Genomic DNA, 16,846 nt, shown 5'->3' with positions numbered 1-16,846 from the left:
AAGGGATTCTGTCGTCAATGTAGCACGCCTTTTTCATCTTCGGCGTGCGTGGATACGCATTATTTCTGCGCCGGACAGCCATGTTCGCTAAATGGCCCAATCATGACCGACGGCCCGAGATATTTCGGCTGGCGATGGAGGATTTTGGCGTCAATCACCGCGCTGACGCGAGCGAGTTTTTCCCGCAGTTGAGTATAAAAACCCTGTTTCATATTCAGGTCAGGGGCATTAAAACCGATAGCATCGATGCCGTACTGTTTTGCCAGCCAGATGGCGCGTTGGTTATGAAATTTTTGCGAAATAATGGTGATATGGTTCTCACCAAACACTTTATTGGCGCGCACCACCGAATCAAGCGTTGAGAATCCGGCATAATCGCAGAAGATGACTTTCGCCGGTACGCCTTTAGCGATGAGCGCCCGCTGCATTCCTGACGCTTCATCGTAATTTTTTCGTCCGTTATCGCCACTGACCAACAGCCACTTCACTTTTCCGGCGTGGTACAACTCTGCGGCGCTATCAATACGTCGGGTAAAGTAGCGATTACCCGGCTTTGCTCCCAGCAATAACCCCACGTTACGTACCGGAACTGCGTTGACATCGCTCCATGTTAGTTGCTGGCTGGCGTTGACCATCGCCCGATCGCTGATAAAAACCGTCGCGCCTGCTACAAGCAACAGTAAACAGGCAATCTTAAGAATCCGGCGGGAAAAACAAACGCGACGAAGAAGGCGGAAAAATGCGCGCAGCATGGTCGTTATCCTTAACGAAAGAGGGACGTCGATTTTAGGCGTTAATGGGAGAAAATATAACGCCTGAATCCATTTTCAGATTTTGCCCCGGCCAAGCGACAGTTGCGTCAACCACAGGCGAGTGTCGAACTCAAGCTGGTGGTACTGTGGTTCCATATGACAGCACAACTGGTAGAACGCTTTGTTGTGCTCCTTCTCTTTCAGATGCGCCAGTTCATGCACCACGATCATGCGCAAAAACGGTTCCGGCGCGTTGCGAAACACGGTAGCAACGCGAATTTCAGCCTTCGCTTTCAGCTTGCCGCCCTGCACGCGGGAAACAGCAGTATGTAATCCCAGCGCGTTTTTCAGCACGTGGATCTTATTGTCATACATCACTTTATTGATCGGCGGGGCATTACGCAGAAACTGATTTTTCAGATCCTGAGTGTATTGCCAGAGGGCTTTATCGGTGGAGTAGTCGTGCGTTCCCGGATAGCGTTTTGCCAGCACATCACCCAGACGCTGTTCATTAATTAGCGTGCGTACCTGGGAAAGTAGCTGCTCGGGATAGCCCTGAAGATAAGTAAGATTGCTCATAACTGCCCATGAAAAAGAGAAAAAGGGTATACTCACGCACCCTTTTCAGGGGCAACGTCGAAATTTTATCATTCAGGAGGGCCGATGAGCCACTTAGACAACGGTTTCCGTTCACTGACACTACAACGTTTTCCGGCGACGGATGACGTTAACCCGCTACAGGCGTGGGAAGCGGCGGATGAATATTTGCTGCAACAGTTGGACGACACAGAAATCCGCGGCCCGGTGTTAATCCTGAATGATGCTTTCGGTGCGTTAAGCTGCGCGCTGGCGGAACATAAACCGTACAGTATTGGTGATTCGTATATCAGCGAGCTGGCAACGCGCGAGAATTTGCGTCTCAACGGGATTGATGAGTCGAGCGTGAAGTTTCTCGACAGCACTGCCGACTACCCGCAACAGCCGGGCGTGGTGTTGATCAAAGTGCCGAAAACGCTGGCGTTGCTGGAACAACAACTGCGTGCGCTGCGCAAAGTGGTCACGCCGGATACACGTATTATTGCTGGCGCTAAAGCCCGCGACATTCACACTTCCACGCTGGAACTGTTCGAAAAAGTGCTCGGCCCAACCACCACCACGCTGGCATGGAAAAAAGCGCGACTGATTAACTGTACCTTCAATGAACCGCCGCTGGCTGATGCACCGCAGACCGTTAGCTGGAAACTGGAAGGCACCGACTGGACTATCCACAACCATGCGAATGTCTTCTCCCGCACCGGGCTGGATATTGGCGCGCGTTTCTTTATGCAGCATCTGCCGGAAAATCTTGAAGGGGAGATTGTCGATCTTGGCTGTGGTAATGGCGTCATTGGTCTGACGCTGCTTGATAAAAACCCGCAGGCGAAAGTGGTGTTTGTCGATGAATCACCGATGGCAGTTGCTTCCAGCCGATTGAACGTAGAAACCAACATGCCTGAAGCGCTGGATCGCTGCGAGTTTATGATCAACAACGCACTTTCTGGCGTAGGGCCTTTTCGCTTTAATGCTGTGCTCTGCAACCCGCCGTTTCACCAGCAACATGCGCTGACCGATAACGTTGCCTGGGAGATGTTCCACCACGCCCGCCGCTGCCTGAAAATCAACGGTGAGCTGTATATCGTTGCCAACCGCCATCTGGATTACTTTCACAAACTGAAGAAGATTTTTGGCAATTGCACCACTATCGCGACGAATAATAAATTTGTGGTGCTGAAAGCAGTGAAGCTGGGGCGTCGTCGATAAGGTTGGGAGCTACCTGCCGGATGCGGCGTAAACGCTTATCCGGCTTACATTCAGCACGTTACCCCGAGGCCGGATAAGACGCGTCAAGCGTCGCATCCGGCACTTCAAAGAACGATTTAAATCTCCAGCGCAAGCCGCGTCCCCTGAGCTATCGCTCGCCGTGCGTCCAGCTCCATAGCCACATCGCAGCCGCCAATTAAATGCACGGTTTTCCCGCTATCAATGAGCGGTTGTGCCAGTGCGCGGTTTGGCTCTTGCCCTGCACAGATCACCACATGATCTACTGCGAATACCTGCGTTTCACCGTTGATCACCACATGCAGTCCGTCATCATCGATCTTCTGATAACTTACGCCTGGGATCATTTTCACGCCGCGCGAGAGCAGGGTGGTGCGATGGATCCAACCGGTGGTTTTACCCAATCCCTGACCTGGTTTGCTGGCTTTACGTTGGAGCATTACGATTTGTCGTGGGCTACGGGGGATCTGTATACCTTGCGAACTTAAGCCACCAGCTTGTTGCAGGCTGCTGTCGATCCCCCATTCTGTGCAGAATTCAGCGATATTCTGGCTGGTGGATTCGCCTGGCTGACTCAAATACATTGCCGTATCAAAACCAATACCGCCACAACCGATGATGGCGACTTTGTTGCCCACTGGCGCTTTGTCGCGCAGTACATCGAGGTAACTCAGTACTTTCGGATGATCGATCCCGTCGATGGGCGGAATACGCGGCACGATCCCGCTGGCAAGGATCGTTTCATCGAACGCCTGTAATTGATCCGCCGTCACGGTGTGATTGAGTTTCAGCGTCACGCCCGTCACTTCGATCATCCGGCGGTAGTAACGCAGTGTTTCGTAGAACTCCTCTTTACCGGGGATCTGTTTGGCAATGTTGAACTGCCCACCGATCTCGCCGTGAGTATCAAACAGCGTTACCTGATGTCCACGTGCTGCTGCGTTAATGGCAAACGCCAGCCCCGCCGGACCTGCACCGACCACCGCCAGATTTTTTTTCTGCATAGCAGGAAGGATTGGCATTTTGGTTTCATGGCAGGCGCGAGGATTGACCAGACACGAAGTCACTTTGCCGACGAAGATCTGATCCAGACAGGCCTGGTTACAGCCAATACAGGTGTTGATCTCATCAGCTCTCCCCGATTGCGCTTTTGACAGCAGCTCGGCATCAGCCAGAAACGGTCGCGCCATCGACACCATGTCCGCATCGCCACGCGAGAGGATATCGTCGGCAACCTGCGGATCGTTAATTCGGTTGGTGGTCACCAGCGGCAGTGATACATGGCCTTTCAGTTTGCGCGTGACCCAACTGAATGCGCCGCGCGGCACGGGAGTGGCGATGGTCGGAATCCGCGCTTCATGCCAGCCAATGCCGGTATTGATAATGGTTGCGCCAGCCGTTTCAATGGCCTGCGCCAGTTGTACCGTTTCGGTAAAAGTGCTGCCGCCTTCTACCAGATCGAGCATCGACAGACGGTAGATAATAATGAAATCGTTGCCGACGCGTTCGCGCACTGCACGTACCACTTCAACGGCAAACCGCATCCGGTTAGGGTAATCACCACCCCACTGGTCGCTACGCTGGTTGGTGCGCAGAGTCAGAAATTCGTTGATCAAATACCCTTCGGAACCCATAACTTCTACGCCATCGTATCCGGCCTCCCGCGCCAGTTGCGCACAGCGGGCGAAATCGTTGATCAGTTGCAGGATCTCTTCATGGCTTAACTCATGAGGAACGAAACGGTTGATGGGAGCCTGCAATGCGGACGGGGCGACCAGATGCGGCTGGTAACTGTAGCGCCCGGTATGCAAAATTTGCAGGGCGATTTTGCCGCCTTCCTGATGTACCGCTTCGGTAATAATGCGATGGTGTGGGATCTGACTGGCGTCGTTGAGCATTGCGCCGCCTTCCATGCCAACGCCCGTTAAATCTGGTGCGATACCGCCGCTGACAATCAGCGCCACGCCGTGGCAGGCGCGTTCGGCATAAAACGCCGCCAGCCGCTCAGCGCCATCCGGGTATTCCTCCAGCCCGGTGTGCATTGACCCCATCAGTACGCGGTTTTTTAACGTGGTGAAGCCTAAATCAAGCGGGGCGAACAGCGACGGGTAGCTCATAAGATTGTCCAGTATGTAAAATAATTGTTATGTGGTCGGATGAGTTCTAATTTAGCCGTCGCCGGAGAAAAGGGAAAAGGGGAATGCGGGGTTTGTGATGGGATTCAAAAAGAATACGCCCGGTGGTAATGCCGGATGCGACGCTTGCCGCATCTTATCCGGCCTACGGGGACTTATCCGGCCTACGGGCGTACATGTAGGGCGGATAAGGCGTTCACGCCGCATCCGCCAGTGGCGCGGTGCAGATGCCGGATGCGACGCTTGCCGCGTCTTATCCGGCCTACGGGGGCTTATCCGGCCTACGGGCGTACATGTAGGGCGGATAAGGCGTTCACGCCGCATCCGCCAGCCGTTGTAAATTACTGCTTACGGAAAAAATCGTTATACAACATATACAAATGTGCTGCGCTCCAGGAGAAATTTGGGGCACCTTGCTGTGCGCCGGTCAGCGGGTTGTAATTCTCCTGAATCGGACCGTCGGCGGTTAAGCCTTTGGCGTGCTGGAAAAAAGTATCCGCAAGTTTCAGGGCATCATCGCGATAACCGTAACGCTCCATACCTTTCAGAGCAAACCAGAACTGATCCACCCATACGCGCCCGCGCCAGTAGATATCCGCGCCAAAGGCCGGATTGGTTAACGCTGCCGTTCCCAGTGGGACAAAGGTGTTGAACTCTTTGGTGTCCAGCATCACCTTCACCACCGCGTCGGCATTGGCCTGCGTTGCTGCACCATTAAACAGCGGCGACCAGCCTTCCGGCCCTTTACCGCGCTCGACAATCGGCTTGCCCGCGCAGCCGTTCGCTAACGGTTTATCTTCAATGCGTATGTCATAGTAGAACTGTGTGGCCGGGTCGAACATACAAGTATTGATGTAATCTGCGAGCTGTACTGCCAACTGGCGATAACGTTTGGCTTCTTCGGGTTTGCCGAGGATTTTCGCCATCTCGGCCAGATAATGATTATCGCTGTACATATAGCTGGCCTGATCCACCGATTCCTGTAACAACGAGTAGCCCAGCAACGTCCCGTCCTGACTGCGGTTTTCAGCGAATTTCACCGTCCAGTCACTACGTTTGCCGCCGTTAGCGACATATTTATCCAATTGTTCTTTGTCGATAAAACCAAAGACGGCTGCATCATCACGACCCGATTCCCACGACGCGGCAACCTGCGCCGGAATTTCCAGGCTGTCGTACTGGCCTTTCTCAACTACCCGGGCGTAATTGTTCAGCCCGGACTGCGTCTCTTCTTTGTCGCCTTTTTTCACTGTAAACAGCATCTCGCCATTCTCAGTATTGTGGGCTTTATCGCGGGTTGCGCCATATTCCGGTACGCCGTTGCCGTTATGATCGCGGTTACGTAACCACCAATCGTGATAGGCCACCAGTTTCGGGTACATCTCTGCCAACCAGCCTTTATCCTGGGTGACGTTGTACACTTCCATCACCGACCAGGCGGCAAGACTGGGTTTGGTATTACGTTCATTCCAGTTGCCGCCATCGCCGCCACGCTCGGGGCTAAGGTTCCACGCAATCAGGTCCGGCACAAATCCCACATCCTGCGGACGCACGGCGTCGCCAGGTTGGATCTGCCAGGAGAAGACCGCGCGGATATTCTCTTTGGCGATGTCCGGATTGAAATGCGCCATCGCAAACGCCTGCTTCCAGGTATCCCACGGCCAGGTCTGATTGCCGGAGAACCAACGCCCGGTTACCGACGGCGTGACGGTGTTATATTTCACCGCACCGCCCGGCGAACGCCAGTTGCCGTTGAGGGTTTCGATCGCTTTCACCGCGACGCGCGTCTGCTCCAGCGTCGCATCCGGATTGGTTAACCCTTTCTTCAGGTACTCTTCCCAGCGTCGCTGCGAGGCGGTGAGATAAAACGCCGGACGCGCCAGAATATCGCGGATTTGCATCTGTTCTTTGCTGACTTCCTGGGCGGTCAGCAGATGGGAATAGGTGGTATAGAGTGTCGTCGAACCGTTGATATGCGCCTTACTGGTAAAGCGATTACCGTTGATTTCAGTCTGCATCGGTAATGATTTATGCACCTGATATTCCGATTCGCCGGAGGTCAGCAGATCCCAGGTGGCGCGCACTTTGCCAAAGGTAACTTTCAGGCCATCACGGGTGGCGCTGATCTTGCGTTGATAATCAGGGTACTCGCCAGTAATGGTTTTATCAGAAAGCGGTTTCCCTTCTTTCGCTTCCAGTTTTTCCAGCAGCTCGCCGTCCCACACCAGATCCAGCGGTTTATCGCTGGTGATTTTGGTTTCCAGTAGTGACGTGCGCGGCGTGGCGAAGCGCAGAGTCATTTCTATCTGCACATCTTTTGCTGTCAGCTTTTGCACCAGCGCACCGGGAATACTGTATGCCTCCAGTGTGAAGTCGACTTTTTGGCCGTCCTGCCAGACAGTCAGGCGGTCGAAATTGGTGGCCATAAAGTTGATGTACTCTTCCGTTAGCAGTGCAACGCCCGGAAAGCCACCCATGGTGTTCGGGCCGTCAGGCAACAGGTGGCCATGCCAGGCACCGAGATCGAAAAATGGGTTAAAACGCTGGTGGTCGTCGTAATCGTAATCCTTCATGTACTGCGGCGCGCCGGTACGGTTAATCACGTTTTTATAATTGTCGGCGTTAGCGGCATGGGCGGAAAAGCTCATCAGCAGGGCGCAGGCTACTGGCGTTAAAATGGTTTTGATTTTCATGAGATTACTGTCCTTATTACCAGTAAAAATATTGCATCAGGAAGAGTTGGTCGCTGGGATCGTGAGAGGCATTTTTCATGTAGAAGCGGCTGTCAAAAGCCGTAGCGAAACGTCCGCCACCGTATTCGTACCAGATACCAAACTGCATGAAAGAGGTGGTTTCATCGTCTGCGTGGTCAGGGCGATGTCTGGCGTAGGTGTAAGCGGTGGAGAGATAAATGCCTTTTAACGCTTCATACATGGCGCTCACCATCATCCCGCTTTCACTTCCCGGTACGTCCAGCCCGTCGGCGCGTCCGGTATGGTGCCAGGCGCGTGCGGCGAAGTTCGGGGTAAGCAGGCCAGTGAGATAAAGCTGTCCTGTGCCGTCGGTAATTTCCAGACCGTTCATCCAGGTGATGCCTTCGGCAAGGTCATACTGGATGTAACCGTTCATCATTGCCGGATAGGTGTATTTATCGTCGTAGCGATCGTATTTGCCAAAATGCAGCCAGGCTTTGCTTTCGTCATGATGTCCGGCAGGTGTGGCGGTGACGCTATAACGAAAATTACCGGTTAGGTTTTGTACCTTCAGCGCGGTCATAATGTCACGGGTATTGGGAATGACGTAGCCCAGATCGGGCGTGAAATCGCCCCACCATTGCAGGTCATCCAGTGAGGAATCCTGACGCAGACTCAGCATGATTTCGGTGCCATCATTGGTACGATAACCGCCATAGAAACGGTTAATCCCACCTTCAAAACCGCCCCAGCTATGGTCAGGCACCCATGCATTGCCGTCGTGGTCGGCCTGCACGGTCCAGCCTTCACCGTAAATCAGGCCGAACCAGGAGCCATACTTCATCTCCAGGCCACCTTCAATATAGGTGCCGTCACTGTATTTATGTTTATTCTCACCCTCTAAATCCATATATCCACCAACCCCTAATTCGCCGTAAAAACGAAATGAAGGAGAAGACGTCGAAGTAATCGCGGGTGTTTTTGTGTCGTCATGTTCTGCCGGACGTGCTTCATCAGCGGCCGCAAAAAACGCGTAGCAAAACGGCAGAGCAACTAATGCTCTGCAAGGCGTACTATTAAATTTCATAATGTTAATCCATGAGCTAAAGAAAAAGTACAGCCTTTTATCGACATAATTAATAATGTTAAAAATACTCAGGCAGAAACTATTTTCCCTCTCCCCATCCAGGAAGAGGGAAAATGCCTGCTCATTTTTTATTAGTCTGCTTAATCCACGTTGTTGGCTGGCGTCGCTTCAATATGGCGTTCTTCAGCCGTTAATCCTTTTATATATTTGCTGTATTTCCACCACGCAAAGCCGAGGAAAATAACAATACCGCCGACGTTATAAAAAATGATGGTCAGAATATTTGCACCGGTCGGGAAGGTCGAGGCGACAAATCCTACGGCAAATATCGCAATCAGCATTGAAACAACGATAATACCGGTGCGACGGGAACCCATACGGAAATCACGTGGCAGGTGATCTAATTTGGCGCGTAAATTCAGATAGGCCAGCATGATGAATAACGGCGGAAGCATGGACGCTGCCGCGGTCATATTAATAATAGTATTCATTAGATCCTGCACGGTATTGGAGCCGAGCATCGGGATAATCATCAGTGGGATCACGATCAGGAACTGGATCCACGCCGCGCGCGCCGGAACGCCGTTTTCGTTCAGTTCGACGGTTTTCTTACCAAAGATCCCTTCCGGGATTTCGGAGAAGAAAATTTTCACCGGCGTTGCGGTCCACATCAGCAGGGAACCGAACATCGCGGTAAAGGACACAAGGCCAACAAAGCGGTTCATTAATGCTTCCGGCAGACCAAAGTATGCGGCCATGCCGTGGAATACCTGCACCGATCCGCCAGTAAATTTCAACTCTTTGCTGCTGACGAAGACGTTAATCAGCACCGAGGAGACGGAGTACAGTACACCGATAAAAATCCCGGCGAGGATGATCACTTTAACGAACGATTTCGATCCGCCTTTAACGTCGTTAACGTACACAGCAACGGACTCTGCGCCGCTTGCGGCCATAAAGATCCAGGTGGTAACGCCGAGGAACGCCCAGTTAAAGTTCGGGATCATCGCGTCAACGGTGATGGGGTCTGCAGGTTGTACGCCGCCAACCAGCGCCGTACCTGCCAGTAAAATGTAGGAGAGCGTTAACAGCAGCATCAGCGTTGAAGTAACGGAGGTGATTGGTCCCAGCATTTTCGCCCCGTTGGTGGAAACCCATGTGGAGAAGGCGAACAGCACCATGCTGATAATGGTGGTGGCAACTGGCGTCATAATATATTCGTAGCCGAGGAAGGCATACGAGGCGTAAGCAATAACGCGCGGCAATAATGAGGTGAAAAAGAACAGGTTCACGAACCAGTAGGTATAGGCAGTAATAAATGCCCAACGTCCGCCCAGCGAACTTTTTACCCATGCGTAGACACCAGCTTCCGAGTTTTTATTTAACGAAACAAATTCTGCGATGATCAGACAGAAGGGAATAAAATAAAAAATCGTCGCGAGGAAAAACATCGGTGCCGAGGCCAGTCCAAGCTCAATATTATTATTGATGACGTTATTAAAGCTATAAACGGCGGCAAAAGTCAGCGAGAGCAAGCCGAATTTGCCGATTGTATTACGTTTGGTATCAGACATAACACATCTCCGAAAATGAGTAGGGTAGCGGTGGCGGCAAACTCCTTTTGCCGCCGTAGTTGTTATTTGTTATGGAAATAACCATCTTCGATGGTGACTTTGAGAACGACTTTTTTGACTGCGTTATTACAGATAAACCGATACGCTTCATGGTTATCGCAAATAATGATTTGCCCTTCATGAACTTCAACGGTTTCTCCGCAGCCCTTTAAATATTCACGGTCAGTTTCATCGCGATAATATTCCACGACCTGTAACATCTCTTTCGGTGCATATTCAATTTTTTGCTGCCCTTGCAGGTAGTAATGCACTTCAAAATAGCGGCGATGTCCGGTAAATAACGCATCAGTCGCGGAGTCGTTTTCCACTCGATAGGTCAATGAGTCACCGATGGAGTGGGCGACGCCAGGCTGAATATTGTCGATATTTTCAATCGCTTCAACGCAGCGTTGCCACTTCTTGCCAGAGGCGTAAATCTGGCGGAACTGTTCTAAGTTATCGATGATCCTCATTGCTTATTCTCGCTGTGCAAATTCGTGGAAAAGAACCCAGCGCCGAACTCATGCGACGCCAGGCTTTGCGCGGTGGCTTCTCCGCCAGAAACTGGCAGCAACGTAAAGCCGTAGCTGAAGTCACGGAACCAGACGCGCCAGGAGTCCAGCACCTCGCTACCCCAGGAGTTGGAGCCGAGGCCAAGCAACTGGTGGTCGAGGTTCAGAGTGATGTCATCGCTGCGCCGCAGCTCGTTGCAGTGCTGGGCTGCGTGGATGTTCTCCTGGGTATAGTGCCAGGCGCTGAAGTTAATCGGGCGCTGCGGAACCACCAGCAGACCGCTGCCGTGGCGGTTAGTCAGTGCCGCCCAGCGGACATGCTGGCGGTTGCCGTTGTTCTGCGGGAAGGGATAGTTCTCGAACATGGCATCGACGTTGCTGCGCCAGATATCGATGATGTTAGCCTGCTGGCTGTCGGCGTAGTTTTCGCCCGGTCCACGTCCGTAATACGCCACCTGATCGTATTCGCCGTTAATTCCCATGGTGAAACCGATGCACGGAATGATGTGCGGATAGTCGCCGTAACGTTCGCCGGAAAGTGCCACGTTAACCTGACCATCGGCAGCGATGCGCCAGATGTAGGTGCAGCGCATCCCGAAGTCAAACACCGGCGGGGCAATAACCGTGCGGCTGATGATCAACACCTCGCCATCACTTTGCTCAACGGCAAAGTCGCGCAGATGCTCCTGCATGATCTGCAAATGATTCGGTTGCCACAGTCCTTCGTACTCCTGCTTGTGGTTGTCGATCATTGGCTTGAAGAAGTTGATCTTTGGCTCGCGAGTCAGCAGTGATTCGCCATTCACCTGCCATGACGTCGGTTTGCCAGTCAATTTTGAGAAGGTGATTGCGAAGTTGTAGCCGCGAACGGTGCAGCTCAAACGTTCATCTTCCAGCGTCAGCGGATGGGCGTTATTCGGCGCGAAAGGCACAGGCTGCGCAGTGTTTTCCTTCAGCGGGAACTGATAAGTGGCGATAGGGTGCCCGGCGTCGCTGTAGCGAGTGCGGGAATCTTTGGTCACCGTAATGTTGAGAAACGCTTCGCGGGTGTCCAGTTGCGGCAGCGTGATGTGCAAGGGGGCTTCGCTGTTCGGCGCAACGTCGCGCAGCTTAATTTGCTGCGTCGCGAGCGTTTCACCTTCGGCGCGCACGTCTACGTGCAGGGTGTAGTCATCAAGCGTGGTAAACCACAGTTTATTTTCGACTTTCAGTTCGCCGCGATTCAGATCCAACGCGTGAATTTTTACCGGCGCGATAACCTGTTTGTACTCTTTCAGACCCGGCCCCGGTGTCTGATCGGAATAGATCAAACCATCAAGACAGAAGTTATAGTTGTTGGGATAGTCGCCGTAATCGCCGCCGAATTTATACCAGACGTTGCCGTTGTCATCCTGCGCCTGGATCCCGTGATCACACCACTCCCAGACATAATGCCCCTGAATGCAATCGTGCTTATAGAAGACGTTCTGGTATTCCGTCAGCCCGCCAGGTCCGTTACCCATCGCATGGGCGTATTCACAGATGATGCGCGGTTTTGGATGCGGGTATTCACCAAACTCATTCATCAGCGGCACGCGGGTGTACATGGTGGAAATAATATCGACCACTTCAGCATCGCGATCTTCTTCGTAGTGAACCAGACGCGTGTCATCCAGCGCCTTCGCCGCGTGGTACATCGCGCGGATGTTACAGCCATAGCCGGACTCGTTGCCCAGCGACCAGATGATGATCGACGGATGGTTTTTCTGCGCGTGAATATGACGAACGATGCGCTCGACGTAGACTTTTTCCCACTGCGGATCGTCGGTAATGCGGCTGATATCACCAACGTTAGCAAAGCCGTGCGATTCGACGTCGGTTTCCGCCATCACAAACAGGCCGTAGATATCACACAGTTCGTAAAAACGCGGATCGTTCGGGTAGTGAGCAGTACGCACAGAGTTGATGTTGTGTTGTTTCATCAACTGGATATCTTTCTCAACGCGATCTATCCCAACGGCGCGGCCTTTGCGATGATCGTTGTCGTGGCGATTGACGCCGTGCAGCATCACATAACGGTTATTGATCCAGAACAGACCGTCGCGCACTTTGATATCACGGAAGCCAACGCGTTGCGGCACCACTTCCAGAACATTGCCGTTGGCATCTTTCAGCGTCATGACCAGATGGTAAAGATAAGGGGATTCTGCTGACCATTGCTGCGGCTGTTCGACAGTAAAAGCAAAACTGGCGCTGGTCAGTTTTTCAATTGCCAGGTGATTAATGGCGCTGCGGTGCACCACGCGTTCGCCGTCGAACAGGGTATATTCCAGCGTCGTTACGGCAGGGGAGGCAGCGAGATTTTCCAGCACCACTTCGCAGGAAAGTGTGGCGTCGCAATAGGCTTCGTCAAAGTCGGTACGCACGGTGAAATCGTTAATGTGCGTCAGTTGTTTACCGATCAGATAAACATCGCGGAAGATCCCCGCCGACCACCACATATCCTGGTCTTCCACGTAGGTGGAGTCAGCCCACTGCATCACGCGCACACACAACAGGTTGTCGCCAGTTTTAACCATCGTACTGATGTCAAACTCTGCGGTCAGGCGACTGCCCTTGCTGAAGCCAACATACTGACCGTTAACGTAGACTTCAAAATAGGTTTCGACGCCGTCAAATTTAATCAGCGTCTGTTTACCCTGCCAGCCGTCGCTGAGGGTGAAAATACGTTGATAGGCACCGGTTGGGTTATCGCTGGGAACAAACGGCACATCAATGGGGAACGGAAAACCTTCGTCGGTATATTGCAGTTTGCCGTGACCTTCCATTTGCCACATGGCGGGGACGGTAATATGCCCCCAGTCAGCCATTAACTCAGAGGTGAAGGCTTCTGGCACTTGCAGCGGATGATCAAAAAAATGGAAATTCCACTGACCGCTTAAAGGCAGAAACAGGCTGCTGGTTTCGCGGGCAAAGGTACGTGCCTGCGCAACAGAATCATATGAAAAAAAGTACGCACGCGGCGTAAGTCGGTTTTCGTGGGTGAGCTGAATGTTTTCCCAGCGATTCATAGGGCCTCCCGGTAGAGAGAAATCGGAACCATTTATGGCGATGGTAGTTTGTGTAATTGATGGGGAGTTTAGTAAAATTTTTACTAAAAAGTAGCAGGTAAATGCATTTACTTTAACTGGATCACGAAAATAAACGGCAGCACTGTCCGGCAAAAACGATTGCCAGACAGTGTGTGAGGGGATTTAGCGGGTTGTACCGCGCAGTTTTAATTTGCTGGGAACGAAGACTAGCAGCGGCAGCGCGCGACCATCGCGAGCCTTTTCATACACCAGATTAACGCCCTGGCTTCCCATCATCTCGGAATGGATTCGCACGGTTGAGAGCGGCGGAAAGGTAAATCGCGCGGTAGGAATGTCGTTAACGCTGATAAGCGAAATATCCTGCGGGATGTTCAGGCCACGTTCATGAATTGCCCGTAGTACGCCGATAGCAATGGAATCGGAAGCGACAAACAATGCCTTCGGGTAGTTTTCCCGCGCCAGCATTTGTTTTGCCAGTTCATAGCCTGACGAGCTGGAAAAACCGCCGCGCCAGATATCCTCTTCGCGCACAACGTGCTTGAGATGACCATACTCGACAAATGCCGCTTCGCGAATATCTGCTTTGCCTGGCTCGTCTTCGCCGCCAATAAAACCGATGCGATTTACACCCTGAGCAATATAGAAATCGATGATTTCTTTACTGATGCGTGCCAGATCGATATCTACCGCATCGTAATTGCTGCCTGGCTCGTGAAAGTCGATAAAACAGATATTATCGGTTAACGCACTGGCGGCGGCGCGTAGGGCAGGCGTGGGCTTGCCGACAATTAAAATGCCGGTGACGTTTTTAATGTCCGGCAAGCCGTTGTGCTCATAACAGTTGGTCAGTTCGATCGCCAGCTTTTCGCACTGGGTTTCAATGCCGTGACGGATCGCCAGATAGTAAGGGTCGTTGATCTCCAGCTCCTGCTGGTAGCTGTAGATGGCCAGAATATGGTGCTGGTTGACTGCACCAGTCTGTAATTTACGGGCGCTGCTGGTCTTGTACTCCAGCTTTTCTGCGATCTCCAGAATGCGATGTTTCGTCTCTTCCTTTACATTCAATGTCGGATCGTCATTTAAGACCCTGGATACTGTCGCCAGGGATACGCCAGCTTCGATTGCGATGTCTTTTAGTGTTGCCATGTTTACCTTTTTTACTTTCCCTGATGTGCGCCTTCATTGTAGAGGAAGTGCTTATTGGGTCACCTGTTTTCAGTAAATAAAGCGCGTTTCTTTGACGCTGTAACGGTAACACAGTGGCTTACGAATGTGATCACGCCTGCATTCTCTATTTTTAGCCTACAGGATTCAGAAAAACTTTTGCTATAGTTTAGTAAAATTTTACTTGAAGGGGAGAAACAATGGAAACCGTGGCTTACGCTGATTTTGCGCGTCTGGAAATGCGTGTCGGGAAGATTGTGGAAGTTAAACGCCATGAAAACGCCGACAAGCTGTACATCGTACAGGTTGATGTCGGTGAAAGAACGCTGCAAACCGTGACCAGCCTGGTGCCGTACTACCGCGAAGAAGAGCTGATGGGTAAAACGGTGGTGGTACTGTGCAATCTGCAAAAAGCAAAAATGCGCGGTGAAACTTCGGAATGCATGCTGTTGTGTGCAGAAACTGATGACGGCAGTGAAAGCGTGTTATTAACGCCGGAGCGGATGATGCCTGCGGGCGTGCGTATCGTATAAAAAATGGCGGATGGCGAATTTGCCTCGCTATCCGCCATCGGTATTACGCCTCTTCGACACTTACTCGCATGGCGGCCAGCGCCTTACGCGCCGCTTTGATCACCTGCTCACACTGTTCAATGCTCAGTGTCAGTGGCGGTTCAATGCGGATCGTTTTGGCATTGTTGAGCGTTCCGGCAACCAGCACGCGCTGGCGGAACATCTCGCTGGCAAAGTTGTAGCCGATTTCGTTATCAACAAACTCAATCGCCATCAACATTCCTTTGCCGCGCGCGTCCTGCACCAGATCGGGATATTCCCGCGCCAGTTGACGGAAACCGTCCAGCAACATATCGCCTTTTTGCTCAGCCTGGGCCGGTAAATTCTGTTCCAGCAACACGTTGATGGTTGCCAGCGCTGCCGCACAGGCCAGCGGGTTGCCGCCAAAAGTGGTGGTATGCAGAAACGGATTGTCGAACAGCACTGAGAATACCTCTTCGGTGGCGATGGTCGCGCCAATCGGCATCACGCCGCCGCCGAGGGCTTTCGCCAGGCACAGGATGTCCGGCTGAACGTTCTCATGTTCGCAGGCGAACATCTTGCCCGTGCGCCCCATGCCCGTTTGCACTTCATCGAGGATCATCAGTGCGCCGAACTCATCGCACAGCTTACGTACGGCGGTGAGATAACCCGGCGGCGGCAGAATTACACCACCTTCGCCCTGAATTGGCTCAAGGATCACTGCGGCAACATCATCACCGGTTTTTTTGCACTCGCTAAGGGCTGTGCGCATGGCTTCAATATTGCCAAACGGTACATGACGGAAACCCGGCAGCAGCGGCATAAACGGTTTGCGGAAGGTCGATTTCGCCGTGGCCGACAGTGCGCCAAGCGATTTGCCGTGGAACGCGCCGCTGGTAGCAATAAAAGTAAATTTGCCGCGCGGTGACTGATAAGCCTTCGCCAGTTTTAGCGCCGCTTCAATGGACTCGGTGCCGCTATTACAGAAGAAGCTGTATTTCAGTTTACCGGGCGTCAGCGCGGCAAGGGTTTTCGCCAGCATCGCCCGTAACGGATCGAGCAACTCCTGGCTATGCAGTGGCTGTTTCGCAAGTTGATTCTGTACGGCGGAAACTACAACTGGATTACGGTGCCCCACGTTGAAAATTCCAAAACCTCCCAGGCAGTCAATAAACTCCTGTCCCTGGGTGTCGACAAGCGTATTTAAACCTCCCGCTTGCCACTCTACGGCTCCGTAATCCCCGCCAGCGGTAACAGATTTGCGATACTCTAAAAATCCCGGATTGACATGTTCTTTGAAGTATTCAATCACCTCCCGGTTAAGTGCTTTCATCTCCTCATGATCCAGCGTTCGCTTTTCAATGAGATTCAGGGCGTGGGCGCTGCACGCTAAAGCCGATGCGCTCGAAGGTAACCTGTTCAAAATATGCTCCGGAGGCTCGCGTATCACATGATACCGATTTAAGTA

At 52.4% G+C, this 16,846-nt stretch carries 12 protein-coding genes; 2 read left to right on the top strand and 10 right to left on the bottom strand.

Annotated elements, in window-relative coordinates; genetic code table 11:
* Positions 1 to 59: 59 nt before the first annotated feature.
* Positions 60 to 752 (bottom strand): SanA/YdcF family protein, encoded by a 693-nt coding sequence (locus tag C0K55_RS03685; protein ID WP_000942580.1) that lies wholly within the window; start codon positions 750 to 752, stop codon positions 60 to 62.
* A 75-nt stretch (positions 753 to 827) separates the two neighbouring features.
* A complete protein-coding gene (locus tag C0K55_RS03680; RefSeq protein WP_001517132.1) occupies positions 828 to 1,331 on the bottom strand; it encodes a M48 metallopeptidase family protein in 504 nt (167 codons plus the stop codon).
* A gap of 84 nt (positions 1,332 to 1,415) precedes the next feature.
* Here C0K55_RS03680 and rlmG point away from each other — a divergent pair, with 84 nt between their 5' ends.
* Positions 1,416 to 2,552 (top strand): 23S rRNA (guanine(1835)-N(2))-methyltransferase RlmG, encoded by a 1,137-nt coding sequence (gene rlmG / locus C0K55_RS03675; RefSeq protein WP_105266153.1) that lies wholly within the window; start codon positions 1,416 to 1,418, stop codon positions 2,550 to 2,552.
* Between the two features lie 116 nt (positions 2,553 to 2,668).
* Here the strand turns inward: rlmG and fadH are convergent, their stop codons facing one another.
* From fadH to ebgR, 7 genes are all read right to left on the bottom strand, one after another.
* Complete coding sequence (gene fadH, locus C0K55_RS03670; RefSeq protein WP_105266152.1) at positions 2,669 to 4,687, bottom strand: NADPH-dependent 2,4-dienoyl-CoA reductase; 2,019 nt, start codon at positions 4,685 to 4,687, stop codon at positions 2,669 to 2,671.
* 359 nt (positions 4,688 to 5,046) lie between these two features.
* A complete protein-coding gene (ygjK, locus tag C0K55_RS03665) occupies positions 5,047 to 7,398 on the bottom strand; it encodes an alpha-glucosidase (RefSeq protein WP_000695443.1) in 2,352 nt (783 codons plus the stop codon).
* A gap of 16 nt (positions 7,399 to 7,414) precedes the next feature.
* Positions 7,415 to 8,485 (bottom strand): protein YgjJ, encoded by a 1,071-nt coding sequence (gene ygjJ / locus C0K55_RS03660; RefSeq protein WP_000671503.1) that lies wholly within the window; start codon positions 8,483 to 8,485, stop codon positions 7,415 to 7,417.
* A 140-nt stretch (positions 8,486 to 8,625) separates the two neighbouring features.
* Complete coding sequence (locus tag C0K55_RS03655) at positions 8,626 to 10,059, bottom strand: amino acid permease (protein ID WP_105266151.1); 1,434 nt, start codon at positions 10,057 to 10,059, stop codon at positions 8,626 to 8,628.
* A 62-nt stretch (positions 10,060 to 10,121) separates the two neighbouring features.
* Positions 10,122 to 10,571, bottom strand: coding sequence for a beta-galactosidase subunit beta (locus C0K55_RS03650; protein ID WP_001517130.1), 450 nt, complete (start codon positions 10,569 to 10,571; stop codon positions 10,122 to 10,124).
* Positions 10,568 to 13,660, bottom strand: a complete 3,093-nt coding sequence (gene ebgA, locus C0K55_RS03645) for a beta-galactosidase subunit alpha (protein ID WP_105266150.1) — start codon at positions 13,658 to 13,660, stop codon at positions 10,568 to 10,570. The genes C0K55_RS03650 and ebgA overlap by 4 nt, the downstream gene beginning before the upstream one ends.
* Before the next feature lie 183 nt (positions 13,661 to 13,843).
* Positions 13,844 to 14,827 carry a transcriptional regulator EbgR gene (gene ebgR / locus C0K55_RS03640; protein WP_000212448.1) on the bottom strand — a complete coding sequence of 328 codons (984 nt, stop codon included), beginning with the start codon at positions 14,825 to 14,827 and terminating at the stop codon, positions 13,844 to 13,846.
* Between the two features lie 218 nt (positions 14,828 to 15,045).
* On the opposite strand from ebgR, the gene C0K55_RS03630 reads away from it, so the two are divergent.
* Positions 15,046 to 15,378, top strand: a complete 333-nt coding sequence (locus C0K55_RS03630) for a tRNA-binding protein (protein ID WP_001517127.1) — start codon at positions 15,046 to 15,048, stop codon at positions 15,376 to 15,378.
* Between the two features lie 43 nt (positions 15,379 to 15,421).
* Here C0K55_RS03630 and ygjG read toward each other — a convergent pair whose 3' ends face one another.
* Entirely contained in the window at positions 15,422 to 16,801 is a 1,380-nt protein-coding gene (gene ygjG / locus C0K55_RS03625) for a putrescine aminotransferase (RefSeq protein WP_105266167.1), read from the bottom strand.
* Positions 16,802 to 16,846 lie beyond the last annotated feature (45 nt).

This window comes from Escherichia sp. MOD1-EC6098 (assembly GCF_002965865.1).
Taxonomy (GTDB): Bacteria; Pseudomonadota; Gammaproteobacteria; order Enterobacterales; family Enterobacteriaceae; genus Escherichia; species Escherichia marmotae.
Note: the sequence above shows the minus strand (reverse complement) of the source record. Positions and strands in the feature narration are given on the sequence as shown.

What these genes read in the sequence shown, in the direction of transcription:
- C0K55_RS03680 (WP_001517132.1), bottom strand. Translation starts at nt 1,331, where the DNA reads ATGAGCAATCTTACTTATCTTCAGGGCTATCCCGAGCAGCTACTTTCC.
- ygjJ (WP_000671503.1), bottom strand. Translation starts at nt 8,485, where the DNA reads ATGAAATTTAATAGTACGCCTTGCAGAGCATTAGTTGCTCTGCCGTTT.
- rlmG (WP_105266153.1), top strand. Translation starts at nt 1,416, where the DNA reads ATGAGCCACTTAGACAACGGTTTCCGTTCACTGACACTACAACGTTTT.
- C0K55_RS03650 (WP_001517130.1), bottom strand. Translation starts at nt 10,571, where the DNA reads ATGAGGATCATCGATAACTTAGAACAGTTCCGCCAGATTTACGCCTCT.
- ygjK (WP_000695443.1), bottom strand. Translation starts at nt 7,398, where the DNA reads ATGAAAATCAAAACCATTTTAACGCCAGTAGCCTGCGCCCTGCTGATG.
- C0K55_RS03630 (WP_001517127.1), top strand. Translation starts at nt 15,046, where the DNA reads ATGGAAACCGTGGCTTACGCTGATTTTGCGCGTCTGGAAATGCGTGTC.
- C0K55_RS03685 (WP_000942580.1), bottom strand. Translation starts at nt 752, where the DNA reads ATGCTGCGCGCATTTTTCCGCCTTCTTCGTCGCGTTTGTTTTTCCCGC.
- fadH (WP_105266152.1), bottom strand. Translation starts at nt 4,687, where the DNA reads ATGAGCTACCCGTCGCTGTTCGCCCCGCTTGATTTAGGCTTCACCACG.
- C0K55_RS03655 (WP_105266151.1), bottom strand. Translation starts at nt 10,059, where the DNA reads ATGTCTGATACCAAACGTAATACAATCGGCAAATTCGGCTTGCTCTCG.
- ebgR (WP_000212448.1), bottom strand. Translation starts at nt 14,827, where the DNA reads ATGGCAACACTAAAAGACATCGCAATCGAAGCTGGCGTATCCCTGGCG.
- ebgA (WP_105266150.1), bottom strand. Translation starts at nt 13,660, where the DNA reads ATGAATCGCTGGGAAAACATTCAGCTCACCCACGAAAACCGACTTACG.